Consider the following 24,221-nt stretch of genomic DNA (forward strand, 5'->3'; position numbering starts at 1 on the left):
CAGGGCGAAGCCCCAAAGCCCTCGGGGTGGGCCTGCCGCAGGGCCTGCAGGCCGCCCCTGTCAAGCGCCGAGGGGACCCACACACCACGGGACCCACCCTCGAAGCGAGCCGCCCGAAGCCCCCGCCCCACCCCACGCAGCCACCCCACCCGCCCCCGGCACCACCCACAGCCCGAGGTACCCCGAGACCCCCAAGGCCCCAAGGCCCGCAAGGCCCCCAAGGCCCGCAAGGCCCCCAAGACCTCCAGCATCGGTATCCGGACAGCAAGTAGCGCTGGGCGGCCATCTTCGCCACCGCCCCCTGCCGGTAGCCCACCTTCCGCGGGACGCTCCCCCTCGCGCACGCCCCCCACGGCTCAGCGAAGGAGACCCCGTGTCCTCCCAGTCCCCCGCCTTACGCACGGGCACGACCCCCCGCGGCCGGACCCGAGCACTGCTCGCCCCCGCCGCCCTCACCGCCCTCACCGCCCTCACCGCGCTCACGGCCCAGCCGGCCCTGGCCGTCACGAACAGCCACGCCTCGACCTACCCGAGCACCCCAGCACCCGCAGCGGTCCCCACCGCAGTCCCCACCGCGCTCAGCACCGCCGGCACGGGATACAGCCAGTACAGCGGCACCGTCACGCTCGGCACGTTCTTCAACGGCACCCTGTACGAGCTCCACGACAAGACCCGCGGCGGCCAGAAGACGTACGACATGCGCGGCAGCAGCCCCGGAGCGGCGGTGCTGTTCACCGACCCCGACAACACCTGGGGCGACGGCACCGCCCGCAACCGCCAGACCGCCGCCGTCGACGCCCACTACGGCGCCGCCGTGACCTGGGACTTCTACCGGGCCGCGTTCGGCAGGAGCGGCCCCCGGGGCGACGGCAGGGGCGTGAACTCCCGCGTCCACGCGGGCCTGGGCGGCGGCAACGCGTACTGGTCCGACGCGTGCGGCTGCGTCACGTACGAGGACACCCCCGACGGGCGCCCGTTCATCTCGCTCGACATCGTCGGACACGAGATCGCCCACGGACTCACGGCCGCCACCGCGAACCTCCTCTTCTCGGGAGAGCCCGGCGGCCTGAACGAGGCCACCTCCGACATGCTCGCCACCGCCGGGGAGTTCTTCGCCGACAACCCCGCCGACCCGGGCGACTACCTCATCGGCGAGCAGATCCACGGCAGCGCGCTGCGCAGGATGGACCGCCCCAGCAGCGACGGCCACTCCCCCGACTACTGGTCCAAGGACCTCGGGGGCATGGACCCCCACTACTCGTCCGGGCCGGCCGTGCACTTCTTCTACCTGCTCGCCGAGGGCAGCGGACCCAAGGTCATCAACGGCGTGGCGTACGACTCCCCGACGTACGACGGCTCGAAGCTGCTGGGGATCGGGCGCGATGCCGCGACCCGGATCTGGTACCACGCCCTGACCACGTACATGACCTCGACGACGAACTACGCCCGGGCCCGCAGCGCGACCCTCGCCGCCGCGGCCGCGCTCTACGGCACCGGTTCGCCGCAGGTCAACGCAGTGGCCGCGACCTGGGCCGCGGTCAACGTGAAGTAGCCAGGAAGCCGGGCCCCCTCGGACGGCGCGAACCCCGGGACTCCCGCCGGACGGCCCGAACCCCAGGCCCCCGCCCCGCGGACGGCCCGAACCCCATCCCCCCGTCCCACGGACGGCCGGAGAGCCCAGGCCCCCCGTCTCACGGGCCGCGCGAGGACGGCACCGCGCGGCCCGTGACACCATCGGTACGTGCTCGACATCGGCTACTCCCTCTCCTCGCGCTTCCCGGACCCGCCGCAGACCGACTACCGGTCCGCCGACATCCGGTCGCTGCGCCACGACCTCTTCTGCGGCGACGTCTACCTCGCTGACACCAAGGAGGACCGCGAGCTGTCCACAGCCTGGGGATGGGTGCCGGTGCTCGACTTCGCGTGGGCGCTGTGCGACATCGTCGAGCAGCTCGACCAGGACCCGCGCGGCAGCCGAGCCGCCCGGAGCCAGTACGCCGAACTGGACTTCACCGAGTCCGCCGACCGCATGCTCTTCGAGCGCCGCTTCGGCTGGGTGGACGTCGAGGCCGACTGGATGCCGGCCGAGGAGCCCCCGCTGACCTTCGGCCACGCCCTCCTGCGCCGCGAGGCCCGCGACTTCCTGCACGACCTGATCGCGGACCTGACCGACATGCACGAAGGCCTGGCCGACAACCCCCACCTGTGGGCGCTCCAGGCCAAGTTCCCCCGGGTGCCCTGAGCGAACCCATCCAGCACGAGCCGGCCCTCCCCAGCCCGGCCCCAGCCGCTCAGCCCAGCTCAGCCCGGCCCCATCCCGAACACCCCGCCCTACACCCGCCCCCCGCCCCCATCCCCTACCCCCTACCCCTCCACCCGCACCCCCAGCTGTGCCGCGAACGCCGGCGCCAAGTGGATCAGCTGTCCGGGGCTGATCACCGCACCCGCCAACCGTTCGATGCCCCGGGCGATGTCCAGCTCCGCCGCCTCCCGCAGGTCGACGTCCGCCATGCGGGCGCCAGTGAAGTCGGCCCGCCGCAGCGTGCAGTCACGGAACTCGACCCGCGTCAGCTCCGCGTTCCCGAAGTCCGGCTCCACCAGCACGCAGCCCTCGAAGACGACGTCCTTCAGGGTGGCCATCCGCAGGTTCAGGTAGTCGATCTTCCCGCCGCGGACGACCACCCGCTCCAGCGTGGCGCCGTGCAGCTGCGTCCCGCCCAGTCGCGCGTCCACGACCTCCACGTCCCGCAGCGAGGCCCGGGACAGGTTCGTCCCCACCCCCCGCACGCCCTCCAACACCGAGTCGAGTACCCGCGCGCTGCCCAGACCCGCCTCGTCCAGCGCGCACCCCCGCAGCGCGCAGTCCATGAACCGCGCCCCGATCCCCTCCTGCCCGGCGAAGTCCTCGTCCAGGAACTCCAGCCCGTCGTAATCCCCGTCCGGCTGCAGCTCCCCGCCGTCCCACCGGCGCAGCTCGGGCAGGACCAGTTCCGGCCGCCGCGCGCCCCTCACCGCACCGCGACCCCCACCACCCGCACCACGCCCGCCACCACGGCCACCACCCGTACCACCACTGCGCACCATGCCCTCATGGTGGCCCGCCCCACTGACAGCCCGCCCCCGGCCGTGTCACATCCGGGCCCCCGTGGCTGTCTTCTCTGCGCACGCACCACCCGGAGACCGGACCAGTGCCAGGGAGGCAGCACATGCAGCAGCTCACCGTCATCGGCGGCGGATTCGCCGGACTCACCGCCGCCGTCAGCGCCGCGGAGGCGGGCGCCCGCGTCACCCTCTACGAGGCCCACCGCACGCTCGGCGGCCGCGCCCGTACCGCCCAGGGCCCCTACCGCGTGAACGAGGGCCCGCACGCCTTCTACCGGTGCGGCCCGCACTGGTCCTGGCTCACCGCCCGCGGCCTGACCGGCCCGCTCGCCCGGGTCCCCCTGCGCGACGCGGCCGGGCTGCGCCTCCACCACGGCGGGCGGCTCCGCGGCCTGCCCCCGCGGGCCCTGCTGCGGTTGGCGCTCCGCCCGGTCGCCGACGCGCCGGTCGACCGCGACTTCCACTCCTGGGCCGCCGGGCTGGTCGGCGCCGACGGGGCCCGGGCCGTCGCGAACCTCCTCGCCGTGGCCCTCTTCCACCACGACGTCGGCTCGCTCTCCGCCGCCTTCGTGCAGGAGCGGCTGCGCCGGGTGGCGAAGCTGCCGCCCGAGGCCGTCTTCCCGCGCGGCGGCTGGCAGTCGGTCACCGACCGGATGGCGGACCGCGCCCGCTCCCTCGGCGTCCGCATCGAGACCGGCGCACGCATCGAGGCACTGCCGAAGGGCGGCGGACCGGTGGTGGTCGCCACGTCGCTGGCCGCGGCCCGGACCCTGCTCGGGGATCCGGCGCTGACCTGGCAGAGCGGCCGTACGGTCCTGCTCGACCTCGCGCTGCGCGAGCGCCGCGGGGACCCGTACGCGATCTCCGACCTCGACGAGCCGGGGTGGTTCGAGCGGTTCACCGCCCAGGACCGCTCCCTCGCCCCCGCCGAGCAGTCGCTGGTGCAGGCGCAACTGCCGATCGCCCCGGGGCAGGACCGGGCCGTGGCCGTCGCCCGCGCCGAGCGGGTGCTCGACCTCGGCTTCCCGGGCTGGCGGGAACGCTCGGTGTGGCGCCGCGAGGCCGTCGCGGACGGCCGGACCGGCGCGCTGGACCTGCCCGGAACCACCTGGCGGGACCGGCCCGCCATCGACCGGGGCGACGGGGTCTACCTCGCCGGCGACCAGGTGTCGGCGCCCGGGGTGCTCAGCGAGGTGTCGTTCAACAGCGCGATCGAGGCCGTAGCCCTCGCCATGCGCAGCACCGCACGGACCGGCACGGCCGGATCCACCGCCCCCACCCGAACCACCCGAACCACCCGAACCACAGGAACCACCACGATCACCGAACCCACCGGCACTTGACCTCAAGCGCAGTTGAGGCTGTTGGCTCGTCACCGCACCACCCACCCACCACCCACAGCCACCCACCACCCACCACCCATCCCCCTCCCCACCCCGCACCCCCCTCTCCCCCCAACAGCCACCAGCACCGGGAGCACCCCATGCACGCCATCCGACTACACGCCTTCGGCCCTGCCGAGAACCTCACCTACGAAAAGACCGACGACCCGGTCCCCGGCCCCGGCCAGGTCCGCATCGCCGTCGCCGCCGCCGGCGTCCACCTGCTCGACACCGCGCTGCGCGAGGGCTTCCAGGGTCCGCTCCCCGCCCTACCCGAACTCCCCACCATCCCCGGTCGCGAGGTGGCCGGCACCGTCGAGGCGCTCGGCGAGGGCACCGACCCGGCCTGGCTGGGCAAGCGGGTCGTCGCCCATCTCGGCACGGTCCCCGGCGGCTACGCCGAACTCGCCGTCACCGATGCCGCCCGACTGCACGCGATACCGGAGGGTCTGGACCCGGCGGCGGCCGTCGCCATGATCGGCACCGGCCGGACGGCCATGGGCATCCTGCAGTTCACCGCCCTCGGCCCGGATTCGGTGGTGCTCGTCCCGGCCGCCGCCGGCGGCATCGGCACCCTCCTGGTGCAGTACGCCCGCCACGCCGGCGCCACCGTCATCGGCCTGGCCGGCGGCCCCGCGAAGGCCGCCGCCGTGGCGGCCAACGGCGCCGACCTCGCCGTCGACTACAACGCCCCCGACTGGCCCGAGCGGGTACGGGAGTTCCTCGGCGACCGGCACGCCACGGTCGTCTTCGACTCGGTCGGCGGCGAGCCCGGCCGCGCGGCCGTGGACCTGCTCGGCCCCGGCGGACAGCACCTCGTCTTCGGCTGGTCCAGCGGGGGCGTGCACGAAGGCGGCCCGCTGGTCTTCACCGAGCAGGAGCTGGCCGAACGGGGCATCACCTCCCGGTCCGTCCTCGGCCCGCCGATGCTCGCGAAAGCGGGCGGCGGCGACAACCCCGTCCGGGTGCTCGAGACCCGCGCCCTCGCCGAGGCCGCCGCGGGCCGCCTCGTACCGGCCGTACAGCGCTTCCCGCTCGCCGAGGCCGCCGCGGCCCACCGCGCGCTCGAGGGCCGGGCCACCATGGGCAAGGTGGTGCTGGAGCCATGAGGGACGTCTCACCCAACGGGATCCGGCGCCACCGCGCGCCCGCGGCTCCCTACCCTGGCCCCATGATCCGTACCGCCACCCCGGCCGACGTCCCCGTCATCCACGCCATGGTCCGCGAACTCGCGGACTACGAGAAGGCCCTCCACGAGGCGCGAGCCACCGAGGAGCAGCTGCACACGGCGCTGTTCGGCGAGCACCCCGCCGCCTTCGCCCACATCGCCGAGACCGACGACGGCGAGGCGGCCGGCTTCGCGCTGTGGTTCCTCAACTTCTCTACCTGGGTCGGCGTCCACGGCATCTACCTGGAGGACCTCTACGTACGCCCCGAGCACCGCGGAGGCGGACACGGCAGGGCCCTCCTCACCGAGCTCGCCCGCATCTGCGTCGACCGCGGCTACGGGCGCCTGGAGTGGTCCGTGCTCGACTGGAACGAGCCGTCCATCAAGTTCTACGAATCGCTGGGCGCCCGCCCCCAGGACGAATGGACGGTCTACCGCCTCACCGACGAGGCCCTCACCACCCTCGGCACCTCACCCGCCCGGCCCTGACCGGACCTGTCCCTGACCTGAGCCACAGCCCCACCGACGTCCTCGACACACGGACACACAGGACCACAGCACCACCCCACCACAGCACCACAGCACCACAGGCACACAGGCACACAGGCACAGGACCCCGGACACACAGACCGCTTTCCACCCCGCTTCCCCGACAGCGTGCCCGTTGGCACCACACGCCCCACCGGGGTACCAACACCCCCATGAGCACCACGAGCCCCAGCCCCAGTCCCAGCCCCAGCCCCACACCGCAGCCGGTCAACGGCGGGATCTCCTTCTGGTACGCCCAGGACGGCACGCCCCCGCCCCGCGAGCCCCTCCCCGGCGACGCGACGGCCGACGTCTGCGTCGTCGGGGGGGGCTACACGGGCCTGTGGACGGCGTACTACCTCAAACGAGCCGCCCCCGACCTCCGCGTCACCGTCCTGGAGCAGAAGTTCTGCGGCTACGGCGCCTCCGGCCGCAACGGCGGCTGGCTCTACAACGGCATCGCCGGCCGCGACCGGTACGCCCGCCTGCACGGCCACGAGGCCGCCGTCCGCCTCCAGCGGGCCATGAACGACACCGTCACCGAGGTCGTCGAAACCGCCGCCGAGGAGTCGATCGACGCCGACGTCCACCGCGGCGGCGTCCTCGAAGTCGCCTACACCCCCGCCCAGCTCGCCCGCCTCAAGGCGTTCCACGCCACCGAACTCTCGTACGGCGAATCCGACCGCGAGCTCTACGGCGCCCGCGAGACCGCCGCCCGCATCCGCGTCACCGGCGCCGTCGGGTCCTCGTGGACCCCGCACGGCGCCCGCATCCAGCCCGCCCGGCTCGTCCGGGGCCTCGCCGACGCCTGCGAGCGCCTCGGCGTCGTCATCCACGAGTCCACGCCGGTCACCGACGTCGCCCGCGGCCGCGCCACCACCCCGTACGGCACCGTCCGCGCCCCCTACGTACTGCGCTGCACCGAGGGCTTCACCGCCGCCCTCAAGGGCCACAAGCGGGCCTGGCTGCCGATGAACTCCTCCATGATCGTCACCGACCCGGTCCCGACCGCCCTCTGGGACACCATCGGCTGGTCCGGCCGCGAAGCGCTCGGCGACATGGCCCACGCCTACATGTACGCGCAGCGCACCGCCGACGACCGCATCGCCATCGGCGGACGCGGGGTCCCCTACCGCTACGGCTCCCGCACCGACAACGACGGCCGCACCCAGCCCGCCACGGTCGACGCCCTGCGCGAGATCCTCGTCCGCTTCTTCCCGCAGCTCGCCGGCACCGGCATCGCGCACGCCTGGTCGGGCGTCCTCGGCGTCCCGCGCGACTGGTGCGCCACCGTCACCCTCGACCGCGCCACCGGCCTGGGCTGGGCCGGCGGCTACGTCGGATCCGGCGTAGCCACCGCCAACCTCGCCGGCCGCACCCTGCGCGACCTCGTCCTCCAGGACTCCGGCCAGGGCGGCCCCACCGAGCTCACCGACCTGCCGTGGGTGGGACACGCCGTGCGGGGCTGGGAGCCCGAACCCTTCCGCTGGCTGGGCGTCCACGCCCTCTACGCCGCCTACCGCGCCGCGGACCGCCGGGAGGCCGCCACGCACAGCGCGGTGACGGCCCCCCTCGCCCGTGTGGCGGACCGCATCAGCGGCCGCCACTGAGCCGCCTCACAACGGGATCGGACCGCCAAGGACCCGAACCCCACTGAGGCGCCTCACGACGGGATCGGACCACAAGGACCCGAACGCCAGGCCCCGGAAAACAGGGCCTCAGAACACCAGCCCTCAGAACAGCAGGTCGCCCTTCGCCCAGCCCGAGTCGACCTTCACCCGGGCCGCGAAGGCCGCCGCGGCCCGGCCGGTCCCCTTCAGCAGCCACACCGCACCGGTCCGGTCCACGGCCACCGCGTCCGGACGCCCGTCGGAGGTCAGGTCCCCCGGCACCACCAGCGCCCCGTACGCCGACCAGCCCGTCGCCACCTTGACCCGGGCCGCGAACGGCGACGCCGCCCTGCCCGTGCCCTTCAGCAGCCACACCGCACCGGACGCGTCCCGCGCCAGCAGGTCCGCCCTGCCGTCCCCGGTCAGGTCCGAGCCGCCGACCAGGGCGTCGTAGCCCTTCCAGGAACCGGCCAGCTTCGCCCGCGGCTCGAACGGCGCCTTCGGCACCCCCGTACCCCGGTACAGCCACAGCACGCCGGCCTTGTCGCGGGCGACGAGGTCGGCCTTGCCGTCCCCGGTCAGGTCACCGGCACCGGCCAGCAGGTCGTACGCGTTCCACCCGCCGCCGACCTTCTTCGGGTCCCAGAAACCACCACCGTGCTCGGGGTCGGAGAAGTCGAAGTTCCACAGCACACCCGCGGCGTCCCGGGCCACCACCGGACCGCCCGTGCCCTGCACGGTCAGCGGCGCCAGCTTCGCGAGGGCCGTGTACTTGCCCCACTCGTCGCCGATCTCGTCCGCCCGCTCGAACGGGTGCGCGGCCCGACCGGTGCCGATGTGCGCCTTGAGCTTCCCGGCCGGATCGCGACGCAGCACCTGGTACCGCTCGCGCACCGCGGTCCCCCCGCGCACGCCGAACGTGCCGTTGCCGCCCGCGTCACCCCAACCCGAGGTGTAGACGTTGTAGTTCGCGAAGGCGTCGATCTTCCAGGCCGGGCTCTTCGCGTTCGCCGTCAGCCGGTAGGTGATCTTCACGTCACCCGGCCGGACGTTGCATACGAGGCCCTCCCACTTCAACTCGCCCCGCTGGACCACGCAGTCGGTCGCACCCGCACCGGCACGCACCGACACCAGCTCCACCTTCAACTCGTCCGGGTCCCACGGACGGAAGCCCGTGTGCGGACCGAAGCCGAGCGACAGCACGCCCTTGTCGATCGCGTGCACCGAGACGGTGTGCGTCACCGAACCGCCCGCCGGCACGTCCGGCAGCGTCAGCGTCGTCTTGTTCTTCTTGACGTGCTCGGCGGTCAGCACGGTCACGCTGTGCGCCTCGACCGTCCCCTTCACCGGCGAACGGCCCGACAACTGAGCCGCCTTGACCGCCTTCGCGATGCTCGAGCCGCGCGGCGCGTACGCCACGCCGAAGTGCAGCCTGGTCATGTCCTTCACGGACTCGGCCGCCGCGACCGCCGGCCCCACGTACCCGTTGTCCTCACTCACCGGACACAGGTAGACGCCCTTCACCGACGGCGACGCCGTACACCCGTCACCCGTCTTCACGGTCATACCGGCCGGGAGACCGCCCTTCGCCCAGGACGCGTCGGTCAGCGGCGCCTTCGACAGGGCGTACACGAGCGTGCCGTCCGGCGTGCCGCGCAGCAGATCGGGCTTCAGGACGGCCACCGAGCCGTCACCGGGCGGAACGACGTGGTCGAGATACGTGAACGAATAGGCCTCGTCGGCCCGGACCCCGCCCGCCGCGGCGGCCGGCATCGCACCGACCACCCCGGCGGCCACGAGCGCCGCACAGCTGACGAGAACTCCCCCGACGACACCGGGACGCCGCGCGCCCCGGCCTTCCTTGCGATCGCCGCGGTCCGTGCGGTCCGTGCGGTCCGTGCGACCCGTGGGATCCGTGCGATCAGTGCTGCCGATGCCGTTGATGTCTTCGCGCAATTCGCGCTCCACACATGAAGGCGACAGTGTGCCTGCCGCGGCAACGTCATGTTCCCCGCATGACGTGCGCGGACCGTACAACACCGGCTTCTGTTACAAAGTTTCAGCCCCCGCCCACCGGCCGACACCGACGGGCGAGGGTCCGAACAGCACCAACGGGCGCGTCAGAACAGCAGGTTGTACGCCTTGAACCCGCCGGCCGCCTTCACCCGGGCCGCGAGCGGCGCCGCCGCCCTGCCCGTGCCCTTGTGCAGCCACACCACTCCGGCCGCATCACGCGCCAGCAGGTCCGGCCTGCGGTCACCGTCGAGGTCCCCGAAGCCCACCAGCGCGTTGTACGCGTTGTAGCCCGTGCCCACCTTCACGGGCTTCCCGAACGGCGCCGCCGCCCTGCCCGTACCCGGGCGCACCCACAGCGCGCCCGCCCTGTCCCGCACCACCAGGTCGGCCCTGCCGTCACCGGTCAGGTCGTTGCCGCGGACCAGCGCGGTGTACTGCCACCAGCCCGAACCGACCTTCTTGCGCGGCGCGAACGGGGCACCCGGCGTCCCGGTCCCCTGGTACAGCCACAGCACACCCGACCCGTCCCGCGCGACCAGGTCCGCCTTGCCGTCCCCCGTCACGTCGGAGGTCCCGACGAGCGCGTCGTACGCGTTCCAGCCGGTACCGACCTTCACCCGGGACCGGAACACCCCGCCGTCACCGGAACTGCGGTGGTACCAGAGCACCCCCGCCCTGTCCCGGGCCACCGCACCCTGCCCGGTGCCCTGGACCGTGACCGGCGCCAGGGTCGTGATCGCCGTGTACCGGTTCCAGTCGAACGTCCCGCCCAGCGCCGTGTCGAAGAACTCGCCCTTCGCCCGGCCGTCGTACGCGATCACGTCGCCGCGGGAGTCCCGGGCGAACAGCTTGTACCGCTCCACCACCGGAACGTCGCTGCGCACCCCGAACGACGACGCGGCCCACGGGTTCCCGGTACCAAAGCCGTACACCTCGTACGACGCGATCGCCTTCAGCCGCCACGCCGGCGCCTTCGCCCCCGCCGCCAGCGTGTACGACACCGTGTAGTCACCCGGCGCGGTGATCGTGCAGCGCGCCGAGGCGCCGTACGGCTCACCGATCACGTGGTCGCAGGACGGCACCTTCCTGCCGGTCGCCGAGACCGCCGTCACCGCCACCTTGAGCTCGTCCGCGCCCATGTCCCACCAGCGGTAGCCGCGCGCGGGCTCGAAGGAGACCCCGAACTCGGCGGCGTCCACGGCGTGCAGCTGCACCGTCTGCACCACGGAACCGCCGGCCTTCACGTCCGGCGTCGACAGCTTCATCGTGTTGCGCGCCACGTGCGCCGCCGTCAGCGCCGTCACGGTGCGTGCCGCGTGCCGGCCGTCCTCCGGGCGCCCGGCCGCGGTCTGGGCCTCCCTGACGCCCTTGGCGACGCTCGCGCCGCTGGGCACGAACGCCACGCCGTAGTACGCCTTCGTGCCGTCCTTGGCCGAGGCCGCGGCCGACACGTTCGGGCCGTTCACCGCCCAGCCCTCGAAGTCGCACAGGTACACCCCGGCGACCCCGGCCTTCGCCGTGCAGCCGTTCTTGTCCACCGACAGCCCGGCGGGCACCCCGCCGGCCGCCCATGTCGGGTCGTTGAGCGGCTTCCGGCTCAGGGCGAAGACGAACGTGCCCTTCTGCTCCGCGCCGGTCTGCGAGCCGGTCGACATCCGACCCAGCTCGGCCCAGCCCTCGCCGGGCTGCACGTTCCAGTCCTGCACGCCGTCGAAGCGGAAGCTCGGGTCGTCCGCGGCCACCGCGCCCCCGGCCCCCGCCAGCAGCAGCGCCACCGCCCCGCCCACGGCCGTCATCCTGCGCACGAAAAGTCCCCCCATGTCCGGCGGCCCCACGGCCGCCCCCCACGCAACGGCTCCCCGCCGCCGCGCCGGGACGCTAACACGCCACCGACCTGCCCCTTCCCGCCACCCGCCGCATCCCGGAGGCGCTCACGCCTCGCTCTGCACGACACGCAGGCATGACGAAGGCCCCCGGCCGGAGGAGCCGGGGGCCTTCGGGAAGAGCCGCCTGTCGGAATCGAACCGACGACCTCAAGATTACAAGTCAAGCGCTCTAGCCAACTGAGCTAAGGCGGCACGTCCGTGCAGTGTACCCAGGCCCGGCAGTGCCGGTCGTTCCGATTGCCGGCGGGGTGGGCCGTACGGAATCTCACGTACCCGGGTGCTGACAGACGACGGCCGGGCGGGTAGCGTCGCGGGGAAGTCCGCACTGTGGACTAGACCCATCCTTCCTTTACTCGGATCGTCCGGCACGTTCCTGCCGGTGAAGGGACGCATCACCATGGCTTCTGTCACGTTCGACAAGGCGACCCGGCTCTACCCCGGCTCCGACAAGCCCGCGGTCGACCAGCTGGAGCTGGAGATCGAGCACGGCGAGTTCCTCGTGCTCGTCGGCCCCTCCGGCTGCGGCAAGTCCACCTCCCTGCGGATGCTCGCGGGCCTGGAGGACGTCAACGGCGGCGCGATCCGCATCGGCGACAAGGACGTCACGCACCTGCCGCCGAAGGACCGCGACATCGCGATGGTCTTCCAGAACTACGCGCTGTACCCCCACATGACCGTCGCCGACAACATGGGCTTCGCCCTCAAGATCGCCGGCGTCGACAAGGGCACGATCCGCAAGAAGGTCGAGGAGGCCGCGAAGATCCTCGACCTGGAGCCGTACCTGGACCGCAAGCCGAAGGCCCTCTCCGGCGGCCAGCGCCAGCGCGTCGCCATGGGCCGCGCCATCGTGCGCCAGCCGCAGGTCTTCCTCATGGACGAGCCGCTGTCGAACCTCGACGCCAAGCTCCGCGTGTCCACCCGCACCCAGATCGCGGGCCTGCAGCGCCGCCTCGGCATCACCACCGTGTACGTCACCCACGACCAGGTCGAGGCCATGACCATGGGCGACCGCGTGGCGGTCCTCAAGGACGGTCTGCTCCAGCAGGTCGACACCCCGCGGAACATGTACGACCGCCCCGCGAACCTCTTCGTCGCCGGCTTCATCGGCTCCCCCGCCATGAACCTCGTCGAGGTGCCGATCACCGACGGCGGCGTCAAGTTCGGCGACAGCGTCGTGCCGGTCTCCCGCGAGGCCCTGTCCGCCGCGGCCGACAAGGGCGACAAGACCGTCACGGTCGGCATCCGCCCGGAGCACCTCGACGTCGTCGAGGAGGGCGGCCTGGCCGTCACCGTGAACGTCGTCGAGGAGCTGGGCGCCGACGGCTACGTGTACGGCACCGCGCGGATCGGTGGCGGCGAGAAGGACCTCGTGGTCCGCGTGGGCGGCCGCCAGGTGCCGGAGAAGGGCTCCACGGTGCACGTGGTCCCGCGCGGCGGCGAGACGCACGTGTTCTCCACCTCGACCGGTGAGCGCCTCTCCGACTGAGGCCCAGTGAGGCGGTGTTGGACGGGGGCGGCCGCTGCGGCCGCCCCCGTCCGGCGTTCCCGGCCCCGGCCCCTGGCGCCCGGCGCGTGCGGGTCCCGCCGCGGCCCCTCGGACGGATAACCCACCACACCGGGAAGTTTCGAACCCCGCCGTCAACTCCCCATTCGAAAAGCCACGTCGAACCATCCCCCGACAGGGTGACTAAATGTCTCCAAATCTTCACCGAGCGCTACTCTCGCCCTCGTGACCCACTCTGCCCGCCGTATCGGCCGATCCCTCGCCCTGGTCCTGCCCGTCGTCCTGGTCCTGTCCGGGACCCTCGCGGTCACCATGGTCCCCTGGGCCGACAACACCCCGTCCCAGGTCCTCACGGCCTCCGCCGAGAACGTCTCCACCCGCGCCAAGCCCAGCGCCCCGCAGGACGTGCTGCGCGACAAGCTCCTCGGGGAGCTCCAGGAGACGAAGGACCCGGGTGTCGTGCTCACGCACCTCCAGCAGGAGGTCAACAAGCGCCCGTCGCTCTTCGACTACTGCGGTGTGATCGCCCACGCGATCGGCGAGGCCGCGGCGCGCCTCCAGGGACCGACCCTGGCGCAGAAGGCCGCCCGGCCGGTGTGCGACACGTCGTACGCCGCCGGCGTCGCCTCCTTCCGCTGAGCAGACAGACCGAGAGACCCTCCGGGGCCGGACCGCTCCGAGCACGGTCCGGCCCCGCCGTACGCCGTCTCCCCTCCCGCCGTACGCCTCCACCGCCCGCCCGGCGCACACGGCCGTCCCCCCTGCCGTACGCACCGGTACGGTCCCGCATAGGCTGCGGGGCATGACGGACCCCTCAGCCACCGCAGCAGCCCCGACGGCCGCGCTCGCCGCCGCCCCGACCCAGGCGGTCGTCCTGGCCGGCGGCCAGGGCTCGCGGCTGCGCCCGTACACCGACGACCGCCCCAAGCCGATGGTCGAGATCCCGGGCACGGGCGTGCCGATCATCGGCCACCAGCTGGCCTGGCTGGCCGCCGAGGGCGTCACGGACGCCGTGGTGTCGTGCGGGCACCTCGCCGAGGTCCTCCAGGACTGGCTCGCCAAGGCGGATCTGCCGCTGCGCGTGACGACCGTCGTCGAGACCGAGCCCTTGGGGCGCGGCGGCGGCCTGAAGTACGCGGCCGCGCACCTGCCGCATCCGGACCGGCCCTGGTACGCGACGAACGGCGACATCTGGACCCGGTTCTCGCTGCGCGAGATGGCTGCGTTCCACGAGGAGCGGGCGGCGACGGCCACGCTGGCGCTGGCGCGGCCGCGGATCCCGTGGGGTGCGGTGGAGACCAACGAGTTCGGGCACGTGCTGGACTTCATCGAGTCCCCGCCGTCGCCGTTCCTGATCAATGCGGGCGTGTACGTCTTCTCCGCCGAGTTCGCGGGCCTGCTGCCCGACCGGGGCGACCACGAGCGCACGACGTTCCCGCGGCTGGCCCGCGAACGGCGGCTGGCTGGCTTCCCGTTGCCGCAGGGGGCCTACTGGCGGGCGATCGACACGGCGAAGGACCTGACCGAGGCGGCGAAGGAACTGGCCGCCCAGCGGGGCGTGTAGGGCCTGTCGGGTCCCCATCCCCCGGCTGCCCGGCCCTGAGCCGTCGGGCAGCCGGAGCCTTGGGCCGTCGGGCGGGCCGGTCCTGAGCCGTCGGACGCCCCCGGCCGCTCTCCGGGGGCATGGGGCGGGGCGCCCGAGGCATGCGGAAGGGCCCGGCACGTGCGACACGTGCCGGGCTCTCCGTGCGTGCGACGGGCGTCGCGGGTCAGCCGAGGAGGCCGCCCACCAGTCCGCCGCCGCCGGCGGCGCCGCCGGGCTTCTCGGGCTCGGTCGAGCCGCCGCCTCCGGAGGAGGAGGAGCCGCCGGTGCTCGAGCCGCCCGAGGCGCTCGGGCCGCCCGAGCCCGCCGGGGTGTGCGGGGCGCTGGTGCGCGGCGCCTTGGTGCGGTGCCGTCCGGTGCCCGCCGTGGCGGTCGGGGACTCGGCGCCGACCGTGGCGGTCTCGCGCGTGGCCGGGGTGGTGCGGTGGTGCTCGGGCGACTTGGACGGCTCGGCCGAGGGGGAGCCGGAAGCGCTCGGCCGGACCCGCTTGCGGGGCTTGGCACCGGGTTCGGTGGGCAGCGGTGAGCCGGGCAGGTAGTTGCTCGGGGCGTCGCCGGGGCCGGGAACGGTCACGACGGTGGTGGAGCGGACGGCACCGCCGAGGACCGAGCCGATGAGCAGGGTGAGGCCCACGACCACGGTGGCGATGAGGGTGCCGCGGCGCAGCACCCGGCGGCGCAGCTCCCAGAGGGTGGAGCGGGGTCCGAGGGTGCGCCAGGCCTCGCCGGTGAGGCGGCCGTCGATGGAGTAGATGGGGGCGCCGGCGATGAGCAGGGGGCTCCAGGCGGCGAGGTAGATGATGTCCGGGGCGTCGTAGGCGGGGACGGTCTTCCAGCTGACGGTCATGAGCAGGGCCGCCGAGAGCAGCGCGCCGATGCCGGCGGCGAACCGCTGCCAGAGTCCGAAGACGGTCAGTACGCCGACGATGACCTGGAGGAAGGCCACGCTGAGGCCGGCCCCGACCGGGTGGGCCAGGGCGAAGTCGCGCAGCGGCTCGGCGAGGGCCCAGGGGTGGAGGGTGTGGAGCCAGGTCACCATGGAGCCGCGTTCGCCGCCGTCGAAGTAGACGGGGTCGCAGAGTTTGCCCATGCCGGCGTAGATGGAGATGAAGCCGAGGAAGACGCGGAGCGGGAGGAGGACGACGCCGAGGTTCATGCGGCGGTCCGGGTAGTACCCGTGGCGGACGGGTGGTTCGGAGCTCTGGCGGCGGGCGGCGGCGAGTTCGGCGGCGATCTCCTCGTCCGTGTAGGCCGCCCCGTCGCCGTGGGGCGCGGCCCGGTAGCCGGAGTCGTAGCCGCCGTACGCGCCGCCGCCGTAGGGTCCCGGACCGGCGGGGCCGGGGAGCGTGTCGCGTACGGGGGCGAGGAGCTGGGTGTCGTCGTCGTGGTGGCCGCGCTGCTGGCCGATGACGGCGGGGGTCGGCATGGTGTCCTGGAAGAGGTCCACGCGGGGGATGACCTGGGTGGCTCCGGCGTCCTCGCGCAGGGCGCGGGCCTGGTCGGCCTCGCGGACGGCCTGGAGGAGGCCGCCGGTGGCCGCGGCGCCGCCCGGTCCGGCCTTGCCGCTCCACACCACGGGGGTTCGCCGGCGCGTGCCCGCGGCGGCGCCGGTGGTGCCGAGGACGGGCATCCTGGGCGCCGCGGCGCTCTTCGGCCGCGGTGCGGGGGCGAGCTGCACGCGGAAGCTGGCGTGGTTGACGATGACCTGCGCGGGGTCGCACGGCACCTTGACCATGCTCAGCGAGGGCTGGTCGTCGAACCTCGGCGTTCTGGTGTCCACACTCATCTAACCGAGTGATCAGTGTTTAGGACACTGCCTTGACAGCACCGATGTGTCCATGACCCGTCAAGATCCGGCCATTCCTCCCACTGGAGAACGTCTGAGCGACCCCGGCTACCGAATCCACCCCGACAGTTCCCTTCAGGCCCACGGGCGGCCGACCGCCTTGTCGCCCAACCTGCCCGACCCTAGGGTCAATTCATGGACCTGTTGATAACGGGTGGCGCCGGATTCATCGGCTCCCATTTCGTCCGCTCCGCCCTCAGGGGTGAAATGCCGGATATCGGAAACGGCCGCATCACGGTGGTGGACAAACTGACGAGGGCGGGAAATCCGGCGAACCTCCGTGCCGTGTGCGCCGACCCGCGATTCCGTTTCGTGCCGGGGGACATCTGCGACGCCCGGCTGATGGACCGGACAGCGCCCTCAGACACTCCGTCGGACGTTTCGTCCACGTCTCCACCGATGAGGTCTACGGATCCGTCGACGAAGGATCGTGGACGGAGTCCAGCCCGCTGGCGCCCACCTCGCCCTATGCCGCTTCCAAGGCGTCCGCCGACCTCATGGCACTGGCCTACCACCGCACCCACGGCCTCGACGTCGTGGTCTCCCGGGGCTCGAACACGTACGGGTCCCGCCAGTTCCCCGAGAAGCTGATCCCGCTCTTGGTCACCAATCTGATGGAAGGCCTCCCCGTCCCCCTCTACGGGGACGGCCGGAACGTGCGCGACTGGCTCCACGTGTCCGACCACTGCCGGGCCGTCGGCCTGCTCCTGGCAAAAGGCGGGCCCGGCGAGGTGTACAACGTCGGCGGCGGTACCGAACTGACCAATGCGGACATCACCGCCCGCCTTCTGGCGGCCTGCGGCGCCGGATGGGAGATGGTCGACCGGGTGGCGGACCGCAAAGGGCACGACGCGCGCTATTCGCTCGACATCCGGAAGATATCCACCGAACTCGGATACGCCCCGCACCGGAAATTCGACGAGGCGCTGGAGGAGACGATCCGGTGGTACGACCGCAACCGGTCGTGGTGGCGGCCGCTCAAGGCGAGCGCGGCACTGACGTGACGCTCCGCCGGCTCGTCACCGGCGCCGCCGGCATGCTCGGCCGCGACGTCGTCGACGCCCTGCGGGACAAGGGGCACGAGGTCACCGCGGCAACCCGTTCCGACCTCGACATCACGGACCCGGCCGCGGTGGGCCGCAGTACGGGCATCCGACCTGGTCCGTGGCGCTCGCCCACCGGCTCGTGGCGGGGAGGCACCTGCGAGAAGTGGATGCCCCGCACGACCCCCTTCGCCGACACGGAGAGGTTGGCCTGGGCCACGGTCATGCCGTGGCCCACCACGTCGGCGAGGAGGTCGGGCCGGAACCACTCCAGGAACGTCCCCCTGGCATCGGCGTGCAGATCCGGCGTGATCTCCCAGCATCCACTGATCGACAGCTCGGCTGCCCGCACGGCGCTCAGGCCCGGCGGCGGGCCGCCTCGTAGAGGACGACGCCGGCGGCGACGCCGGCGTTCAGGGACTCGGCCCCGCCCGGCATCGGGATGCGGACGAGGAAGTCGCAGGTCTCGCCGACGAGCCGGCCCAGGCCCTTGCCCTCGGAGCCGACCACGATGACGACCGGGCCTTCGAGGGCCTCCAGCTCGTGCAGCTCGTGCTCGCCCTCGGCGGCCAGGCCGACGACCGCGATGCCGGCCTTCTTGTACTCCTGGAGGGCGCGGGTCAGGTTGGTGACCTTGGCGACCGGCGTCCGGGCGGCGGTGCCCGCGGAGGTCTTCCAGGCACCGGCGGTCATGCCGGCCGCGCGGCGCTCGGGGATGACCACGCCGTGGCCGCCGAAGGCGTTGACGGAGCGGACGATGGCACCGAGGTTGCGCGGGTCGGTGACGCCGTCGAGGGCGACGATGAGCGGGTCCTCGCCGTTCTCGAACGCCTCGGCGGTGAGGTCCTCCGGGTGGGCGTACTCGTACGGCGGGACCTGGAGGACCAGGCCCTGGTGGTTGAGCCCGTTGGTCATCCGGTCGAGTTCGGGGCGCGGGGCTTCCATCAGGTTGATGTTGCCGCGGGCCTGGGCGAGGGCGAGGGCCTCGCGGACGCGCTCGTCGTTGTCGATGAACTGCTGGACGTACAGGGTGGTCGCGGGCACGCCGTCGCGCAGCGCCTCGAACACCGGGTTGCGGCCGACGACCATCTCGCTCTGGCCCTTGGGGCCGCCGCGGCGGGGCGCGGGGCGGCGCTTGGCGGCCTGCCGGGCCATGGCGTTGGCGACCCGGTAGGCCTTGTGGCCCTTGCGGTCCTCCGCCTTGGGGGTGGGGCCCTTGCCCTCCAAGGCACGGCGCCGCTGGCCACCGCTGCCGACCGTGGCGCCCTTCTTGTTGGACGTGCGGCGGTTCCTGCGCTGGCTGTTCCCGGCCATGACCTACCTGTTTCGTTTCTACGTTCTACGGCGTACGTACGTCTGTAATGAAGTGTGCCGCCCGGAGGCCCGGGCGGCACATCACGGGCCTGCGGATCAGCGCTGGCCGAGGGTCCAGCGGGGACCGGAGGGGCTGTCCTCGATCACCAGGCCGGACTGGCCGAGCTGGTCGCGGATGGCGTCGGCGGTGGCCCAGTCCTTGCGGGCGCGGGCGGACTCGCGCTGTTCCAGGACGAGGCGGACGAGCGAGTCGACGACGCCGTGGAGGTCCTCGCCGCGGTCGCCCTCGCCGGCCCACTGCGGGTCGAGCGGGTCGAGGCCGAGGACGCCGAGCATCGCGCGGACCTCGGCGAGGCGGGCGACCGCGCCTTCCTTGTCGTCGGCGGCCAGGGCGCTGTTGCCCTGACGGACCGTGGTGTGGATGATCGCCAGTGCCTGGGGGACGCCCATGTCGTCGTCCATGGCGTCGGCGAAGGCCGGCGGCACCTCGTCGGCGGGGTCGACGGTCTTGCCCGCCATCTCGGTCACGCGCTGGCAGAAGCCCTCGATGCGCGCGAAGGCGGACTCGGCCTCGCGCAGGGCCTCCTCGCTGTACTCGATCATCGAGCGGTAGTGCGGGGTGCCCAGGTAGTAGCGCAGCACGATGGGACGCCACTGCTTGGTCATCTCGGAGACCAGCACCGAGTTGCCCAGCGACTTGGACATCTTCTCGCCGGCGAGGGTGACCCAGGCGTTGTGCAGCCAGAAGTTCGCGAAGTCGTCGCCGAAGGCCTTGGCCTGGGCGATCTCGTTCTCGTGGTGCGGGAAGATCAGGTCCAGGCCGCCGCCGTGGATGTCGAAGGCGGAGCCGAGGTACTTGTGGGCCATGGCCGAGCACTCGAGGTGCCAGCCGGGGCGGCCGCGGCCCCACGGCGTCTCCCAGGAGGGCTCGCCGGGCTTGGTGGCCTTCCACATGGCGAAGTCGCGGGGGTCGCGCTTGCCGGTGATGCCCTCCTCCGACGGCTGCTGGAGGTTGTCGAGCTCCTGGTTGGAGAGCTTGAGGTAGTCGGGGTACGAGCGGACGTCGAAGTAGACGCTGCCGTCGGCCTCGTAGGCGTGGCCGCGCTCGATCAGGCCGCGCATCATCTCGACCATCTCGGTGACGTGGCCGGTGGCGCGGGGCTCGTAGGTGGGCGGCAGGCAACCGAGGGCGTCGTAGCCCTCGTTGAAGGCGCGCTCGTTGTCGTAGCCGATGGACCACCACGGGCGGCCCTGGTCGGCCCCCTTCGCGATGATCTTGTCGTCGATGTCGGTGACGTTGCGGATGAAGGTCACGTCGTAGCCGCGGTAGGCGAACCAGCGGCGCATGATGTCGAAGTTGAGCCCGGACCGGATGTGCCCGATGTGCGGGGCGGCCTGCACGGTCGCACCACACAGGTAGATCGAGACGCAGCCCGGCACGAGCGGGGTGAAGTCGCGGATCTGCCGGGCGCTGGTGTCGTACAGGCGAATAGTCACGGCAACAAGGGTAGTGGGCCCCGGGCAGTGCCCGGAGACCCCGGCGCGACCCGGGACGGGTTTGTTGCCGAGTTGCCGCCCCCGGTCCCGGCGGGGCGGCGGCCGCTCCGGGCGGCCCCGGGGGACCGGGCCGCCGCCCCGGATGAGGACGGCCGTCGCGGAGGCCCGGGCTCCGGTCGCGGCGGGCCACGTTTTTCCGTCGGGGCGGCCCGGGCTCCGGTCGCGGCGGGGCCGAGACGGGGGCGCCGACGGCGGCGGACAGCGCCTTCTGCGCCTCCTCGCGCCGCTTGCCGACCTTGGGGCGCACGCCGATGACCTGGACGGCGACGTTGCCGATGGCGAAGCCCTCGGCGCGGACGATCCGGGCGGCCTCGGCGAGCAGGGTGACGCCGGAGGCGCCGGCCCACTCGGGGCGGGAGGTGCCGAAGTGGGCGCCGAGGTCGCCGACGCCCGCGGCGGAGAAGAGGGCGTCGCAGGCCGCGTGGGCGGCGACGTCGCCGTCGGAGTGGCCGGCCAGGCCGAACGCCTCGTCCTCCCACAGCAGACCCGCGCACCACAGCTCGCGGCCCTCCTCGAAGGCGTGCACGTCGGTGCCGATGCCGACCTGCGGCAGCAGGGGCGGCGCGGGCGCGGCGGCGTGGGACGCGGCGGCGTGGGTCGCGGCGGACTCAGTAGGCATCGGTGGCCCTCCTGCGGGCGAGTACGGCCTCGGCGAGCACGAGGTCCAACGGGCGGGTGACCTTGAAGGCCTCCTCGTGGCCGGGCACGAGGAGGACGGTGACGCCGAGCTTCTCCACCATGCCGGCGTCGTCCGTGGCGCCCTCGCCGTTGACGGCGGTCTTCTCGTGGGCGCGCAGCAGGGTGTCGAGGTCGAAGCCCTGCGGGGTCTGCACGGCGCGCAGCCGGGACCGCTCGGGGGTGGCGACGACGGGCTCGGGCTCGCCGGCGGGCCGGGGCTCGACCTCCTTGACGGTGTCCGCCAGGGGCAGGGCCGGCACGACGGCGGGGGCGCCCTCGCGCAGTGCCTCGACGACCGCGTCGACGGTGTCGACGGGGACGAGCGGGCGGGCGGCGTCGTGGACGAGGACGGAGGTGTAGCCGGCCGGCAGGGCGTCGAGGCCGAGGCGTACGGACTCCTGGCGGGTCTCCCCGCCGGGCACGACGAGGACGTCGGTCCGCTCGGGCAGGGCGTGCTCGGCGAGGAGGTTGCGCACCTCGGCGGCGCCGTCGGACGGGGCGACGACCACGACCAGGGAGACCGCCCGGGAGCGGGCCATGGCGCGGACTGCGTGGATCAGCATGGGGGTGCCGCCGAGGGTGCGCAGCGCCTTCGGGGCGCCGGGGCCCAGGCGGACGCCCCGGCCGGCGGCGGGGATGACGGCGGCGGTCCTGCCGTGGCCGTCACCGGGGGCGCCCGCGGCGCGCGCGGCGCCTTCGGGGCGCGTTTCGTCAGACATCAGTTGCTCCGGGCTGTGACAACGGGTGCTGTGACAACGAGTGGGCCAGGTTTGTGCCCTCGGCCGACGTGGGTATGGCCTGAAGGTGCCGGGCGCGAAGCCCTGACCGGGGCCCTTTCCGTGACGACCGGTCGGGTGAACTGCCCGGGCCCGGCATGCCAGGTGGGCGCCCGGCCGTACTCGGCGGCGGAGGCGGGGGGTCGTGTTCCACGGACAGGCCGGTGGACGGGCCTGCCGGGCGGGTGCGTCGTACGGCGTGTCGTGCGGCGAGGGGCGTGTCGTAGAGACAGACATGCCGCAGCGCCCGGCGACAGGGGTTCTGTCATCGGGCACCGCGGCACAACTGCTGCGTCAGGACGCGCGTCAGGACGCGAGGACCTCGTCGAGGAGAGCCTCGGCCTTGTCCTCGTTGGTGTTCTCGGCGAGCGCGAGCTCGCTCACCAGGATCTGGCGGGCCTTGGCGAGCATGCGCTTCTCACCCGCCGACAGTCCGCGCTCACGCTCGCGACGCCACAGGTCGCGCACCACTTCGGCGACCTTGATGACATCGCCGGAGGCGAGCTTCTCCAGGTTTGCCTTGTAGCGACGGGACCAGTTCGTCGGCTCTTCGGCGTACGGCGCGCGCAGCACCTCGAAGACCCGGTCCAGCCCGTCCTGGCCGACCACATCGCGAACGCCGACGAACTCCGCATTGTCCGCAGGCACACGAACCGTCAGGTCGCCCTGGGCGACCTTGAGCACCAAGTAGGTCTTGTCCACGCCTTTGATCTGGCGAGTTTCGATGGCCTCGATCAGCGCGGCCCCGTGATGGGGATAGACCACGGTGTCGCCAACCTTGAACGTCATGTGACAGGTACCCCTTCCGTGGCTATCAAGAGTAACACGAGAATGAGCTGTTCTGAATGGCGTTTCCGCAGGTCAGGGCGTATCTCGGGGCTTGACAACAGCAACCGGAACGTGCTGGGAAGGGGCCCGGGAGGGGGGTATTCGCAGGTGGGAGCCGCTGCGCGCGCGGGCTGAAACGACCACGTTACACCTCCCGGGGGACCTCCAAGGAGTGAGGTACGTCCCGTTTTGCCGGTTTCGAAGCCGCGATACCGAACTACTCCGTTCGATGCCCGACCACCCGTCCGGAGCCAATCCCGAATTGATCACGGCGGGCGATCACGCGCACTGATCGCGAACGGCTCTCCGGTACTCCGCCGCTTTTCGGGGACCGTCCACGAAATTGATCACGGCCGAAATGTGTGGCGAATGTGAAGCACCCTCGGGCCGACGTGGGGGAATGCGCCCCGGGGGTGGTCGCCGGGTCCCGGCGGGGGCTTCCGGGCCGCCGACCGGGCCGACGGGCGGAGGAGGCCGGGGCGGCCGGGGTGGACGGGGCCGGGCGGCTGGGCGGAGGAGGCCGCGCGGCCGCGCGGAGGGTCGGGTGCGGGGGCGGGGCGGCGGCTCGGTAACCTAAGCCCGCTGACACACCCTTAGGGCGGCTTTACCTGTCCAGGCAGAGCCCCCCGTTCCGCCTCCGACCGTCCTTACGTCCAAGGAGTTGCCGCCGCCGTGAGCCGCAGCCTTCGACGCGGCGCCCTTGCCGCCGCCGCCACCGTTCTCTCGATCGGATCGCTCGCCGCCTGCGGCGCGGGCAGTAACGCGCAGACGCTGGAGATCAAGCCGGACAACGCGGCGGTCACCAAGGGCGAGATCCAGGTGCAGAACGCCCTGGTCATCACGCAGCCCGAGCACGACGCCAAGGGCCCGGCGGCCGTCTCCGCGACCCTGTTCAACAACGGCGTGCTGCCCCAGACCCTGGACGCCGTCAGCGTCCCGGGCGGCGGCGGCGAAGTGAAGCTCAAGGCCGCGGACGGCTCCGGCAAGATCGTCGTGCCGGCCGGCGGCTCCGTGGTCCTGGGCGGCAAGGGCAACCCCTCCGCGATCGTCGAGACCCCCCGCGGGTCCCTGAAGGACGGCGCCGCGCAGAAGGTCGTCTTCCGCTTCAGCCGGACCGGTTACGTCCAGCTGGGCGCGTTCGTCGTCCCGGCCAAGAGCTACTTCAGCGACTACGGCCCGACCGAGCTCCCGGAGCTCCCGGCCGCCGGCGCCTCCGCCTCGCCGGCCGCCTCCGGCACGCCGTCGGGCAGCCCGTCCGGCTCCCCCTCCGGCAAGGCCTCCGGCACCCCCGGGGGCCACGGCAGCGGCACCCCGTCGGGCTCGGCCTCGCACGGCGCGGGTCACTGACGCCACGGGCCTCCCGGCCCCGCGGGGCGCCTG

17 protein-coding genes, 1 tRNA gene and 5 pseudogenes are annotated in these 24,221 nt (G+C 73.0%); 12 read left to right on the forward strand and 11 right to left on the reverse strand.

What is annotated here, in order from left to right; genetic code table 11:
• Positions 1-577 precede the first annotated feature (577 nt).
• Positions 578-1,552: pseudogene (locus tag IF43_RS0123700) on the forward strand (M4 family metallopeptidase); the annotation flags it as partial.
• 189 nt (positions 1,553-1,741) lie between these two features.
• Positions 1,742-2,242: a hypothetical protein gene (locus IF43_RS0123705; protein ID WP_030204129.1), complete on the forward strand. Its 501-nt coding sequence runs from the start codon at positions 1,742-1,744 to the stop codon at positions 2,240-2,242.
• 122 nt (positions 2,243-2,364) lie between these two features.
• Here IF43_RS0123705 and IF43_RS0123710 read toward each other — a convergent pair whose 3' ends face one another.
• Positions 2,365-3,084, reverse strand: a complete 720-nt coding sequence (locus tag IF43_RS0123710) for a pentapeptide repeat-containing protein (protein ID WP_078910390.1) — start codon at positions 3,082-3,084, stop codon at positions 2,365-2,367.
• 122 nt (positions 3,085-3,206) lie between these two features.
• On the opposite strand from IF43_RS0123710, the gene IF43_RS0123715 reads away from it, so the two are divergent.
• From IF43_RS0123715 to IF43_RS0123730, 4 genes are all read left to right on the forward strand, one after another.
• Complete coding sequence (locus IF43_RS0123715) at positions 3,207-4,445, forward strand: FAD-dependent oxidoreductase (protein ID WP_078910391.1); 1,239 nt, start codon at positions 3,207-3,209, stop codon at positions 4,443-4,445.
• Between the two features lie 140 nt (positions 4,446-4,585).
• Positions 4,586-5,593 (forward strand): zinc-binding dehydrogenase, encoded by a 1,008-nt coding sequence (locus IF43_RS0123720; RefSeq protein ID WP_030204136.1) that lies wholly within the window; start codon positions 4,586-4,588, stop codon positions 5,591-5,593.
• Between the two features lie 62 nt (positions 5,594-5,655).
• Positions 5,656-6,141, forward strand: coding sequence for a GNAT family N-acetyltransferase (locus IF43_RS0123725; RefSeq protein ID WP_030204138.1), 486 nt, complete (start codon positions 5,656-5,658; stop codon positions 6,139-6,141).
• A gap of 212 nt (positions 6,142-6,353) precedes the next feature.
• Positions 6,354-7,790, forward strand: coding sequence for an FAD-binding oxidoreductase (locus IF43_RS0123730; RefSeq protein ID WP_051795956.1), 1,437 nt, complete (start codon positions 6,354-6,356; stop codon positions 7,788-7,790).
• Positions 7,791-7,913: 123 nt separating this feature from the next.
• On the opposite strand, the gene IF43_RS38245 is transcribed toward IF43_RS0123730, so the two are convergent.
• The 3 genes from IF43_RS38245 to IF43_RS0123745 all read right to left on the reverse strand — a co-directional run bounded on the left by IF43_RS38245 (position 7,914) and on the right by IF43_RS0123745 (position 11,884).
• Positions 7,914-9,746, reverse strand: coding sequence for a VCBS repeat-containing protein (locus IF43_RS38245; protein ID WP_051795959.1), 1,833 nt, complete (start codon positions 9,744-9,746; stop codon positions 7,914-7,916).
• 164 nt (positions 9,747-9,910) lie between these two features.
• Positions 9,911-11,602, reverse strand: coding sequence for a VCBS repeat-containing protein (locus IF43_RS38250; RefSeq protein WP_234332513.1), 1,692 nt, complete (start codon positions 11,600-11,602; stop codon positions 9,911-9,913).
• A gap of 208 nt (positions 11,603-11,810) precedes the next feature.
• Positions 11,811-11,884: transfer RNA gene (locus IF43_RS0123745), tRNA-Thr, on the reverse strand.
• Positions 11,885-12,089: 205 nt separating this feature from the next.
• On the opposite strand from IF43_RS0123745, the gene IF43_RS0123750 reads away from it, so the two are divergent.
• From IF43_RS0123750 to IF43_RS0123760, 3 genes are all read left to right on the forward strand, one after another.
• Positions 12,090-13,178, forward strand: coding sequence for an ABC transporter ATP-binding protein (locus IF43_RS0123750; RefSeq protein WP_030204146.1), 1,089 nt, complete (start codon positions 12,090-12,092; stop codon positions 13,176-13,178).
• 243 nt (positions 13,179-13,421) lie between these two features.
• Positions 13,422-13,835 (forward strand): hypothetical protein, encoded by a 414-nt coding sequence (locus IF43_RS0123755; protein WP_030204152.1) that lies wholly within the window; start codon positions 13,422-13,424, stop codon positions 13,833-13,835.
• Positions 13,836-13,998: 163 nt separating this feature from the next.
• On the forward strand, positions 13,999-14,760 hold the full coding sequence (locus tag IF43_RS0123760; RefSeq protein ID WP_051795963.1) for a nucleotidyltransferase family protein: 762 nt from the start codon (positions 13,999-14,001) through the stop codon (positions 14,758-14,760).
• Positions 14,761-14,965: 205 nt separating this feature from the next.
• On the opposite strand, the gene IF43_RS0123765 is transcribed toward IF43_RS0123760, so the two are convergent.
• Positions 14,966-16,585, reverse strand: coding sequence for a DoxX family protein (locus tag IF43_RS0123765; protein WP_030204156.1), 1,620 nt, complete (start codon positions 16,583-16,585; stop codon positions 14,966-14,968).
• A gap of 195 nt (positions 16,586-16,780) precedes the next feature.
• Here IF43_RS0123765 and IF43_RS36815 point away from each other — a divergent pair.
• A pseudogene (locus IF43_RS36815) lies at positions 16,781-17,649 on the forward strand (dTDP-glucose 4,6-dehydratase).
• A pseudogene (locus tag IF43_RS43565) lies at positions 17,646-17,771 on the forward strand (NAD-dependent epimerase/dehydratase family protein); the annotation flags it as partial. The pseudogenes IF43_RS36815 and IF43_RS43565, both read left to right, overlap by 4 nt.
• Positions 17,772-17,845: 74 nt before the next feature.
• On the opposite strand, the pseudogene IF43_RS39785 reads toward IF43_RS43565, so the two are convergent.
• From IF43_RS39785 to IF43_RS0123795, 6 genes and pseudogenes are all read right to left on the reverse strand, one after another.
• Positions 17,846-18,040, reverse strand: a pseudogene (locus IF43_RS39785) (dTDP-4-dehydrorhamnose 3,5-epimerase family protein); the annotation flags it as partial.
• Between the two features lie 5 nt (positions 18,041-18,045).
• Complete coding sequence (rlmB, locus tag IF43_RS0123780) at positions 18,046-19,002, reverse strand: 23S rRNA (guanosine(2251)-2'-O)-methyltransferase RlmB (protein ID WP_030204160.1); 957 nt, start codon at positions 19,000-19,002, stop codon at positions 18,046-18,048.
• Positions 19,003-19,098: 96 nt separating this feature from the next.
• The gene (gene cysS, locus IF43_RS0123785) at positions 19,099-20,499 is read right to left on the reverse strand and encodes a cysteine--tRNA ligase (protein ID WP_030204163.1); all 1,401 of its coding nucleotides are present in this window, start codon (positions 20,497-20,499) and stop codon (positions 19,099-19,101) included.
• 232 nt (positions 20,500-20,731) lie between these two features.
• Positions 20,732-21,178: pseudogene (gene ispF / locus IF43_RS39790) on the reverse strand (2-C-methyl-D-erythritol 2,4-cyclodiphosphate synthase); the annotation flags it as partial.
• Positions 21,168-21,956, reverse strand: a complete 789-nt coding sequence (gene ispD / locus IF43_RS0123790) for a 2-C-methyl-D-erythritol 4-phosphate cytidylyltransferase (RefSeq protein WP_030204165.1) — start codon at positions 21,954-21,956, stop codon at positions 21,168-21,170. The pseudogene ispF and the gene ispD, both read right to left, overlap by 11 nt.
• Positions 21,957-22,319: 363 nt before the next feature.
• Positions 22,320-22,802, reverse strand: coding sequence for a CarD family transcriptional regulator (locus IF43_RS0123795; protein WP_003953493.1), 483 nt, complete (start codon positions 22,800-22,802; stop codon positions 22,320-22,322).
• Positions 22,803-23,513: 711 nt separating this feature from the next.
• On the opposite strand from IF43_RS0123795, the gene IF43_RS0123800 reads away from it, so the two are divergent.
• Entirely contained in the window at positions 23,514-24,188 is a 675-nt protein-coding gene (locus IF43_RS0123800; RefSeq protein WP_030204167.1) for a hypothetical protein, read from the forward strand.
• Positions 24,189-24,221 lie beyond the last annotated feature (33 nt).

It is taken from the genome of Streptomyces sp. NRRL S-87 (assembly GCF_000719335.1).
Classification (GTDB): domain Bacteria; phylum Actinomycetota; class Actinomycetes; order Streptomycetales; family Streptomycetaceae; genus Streptomyces.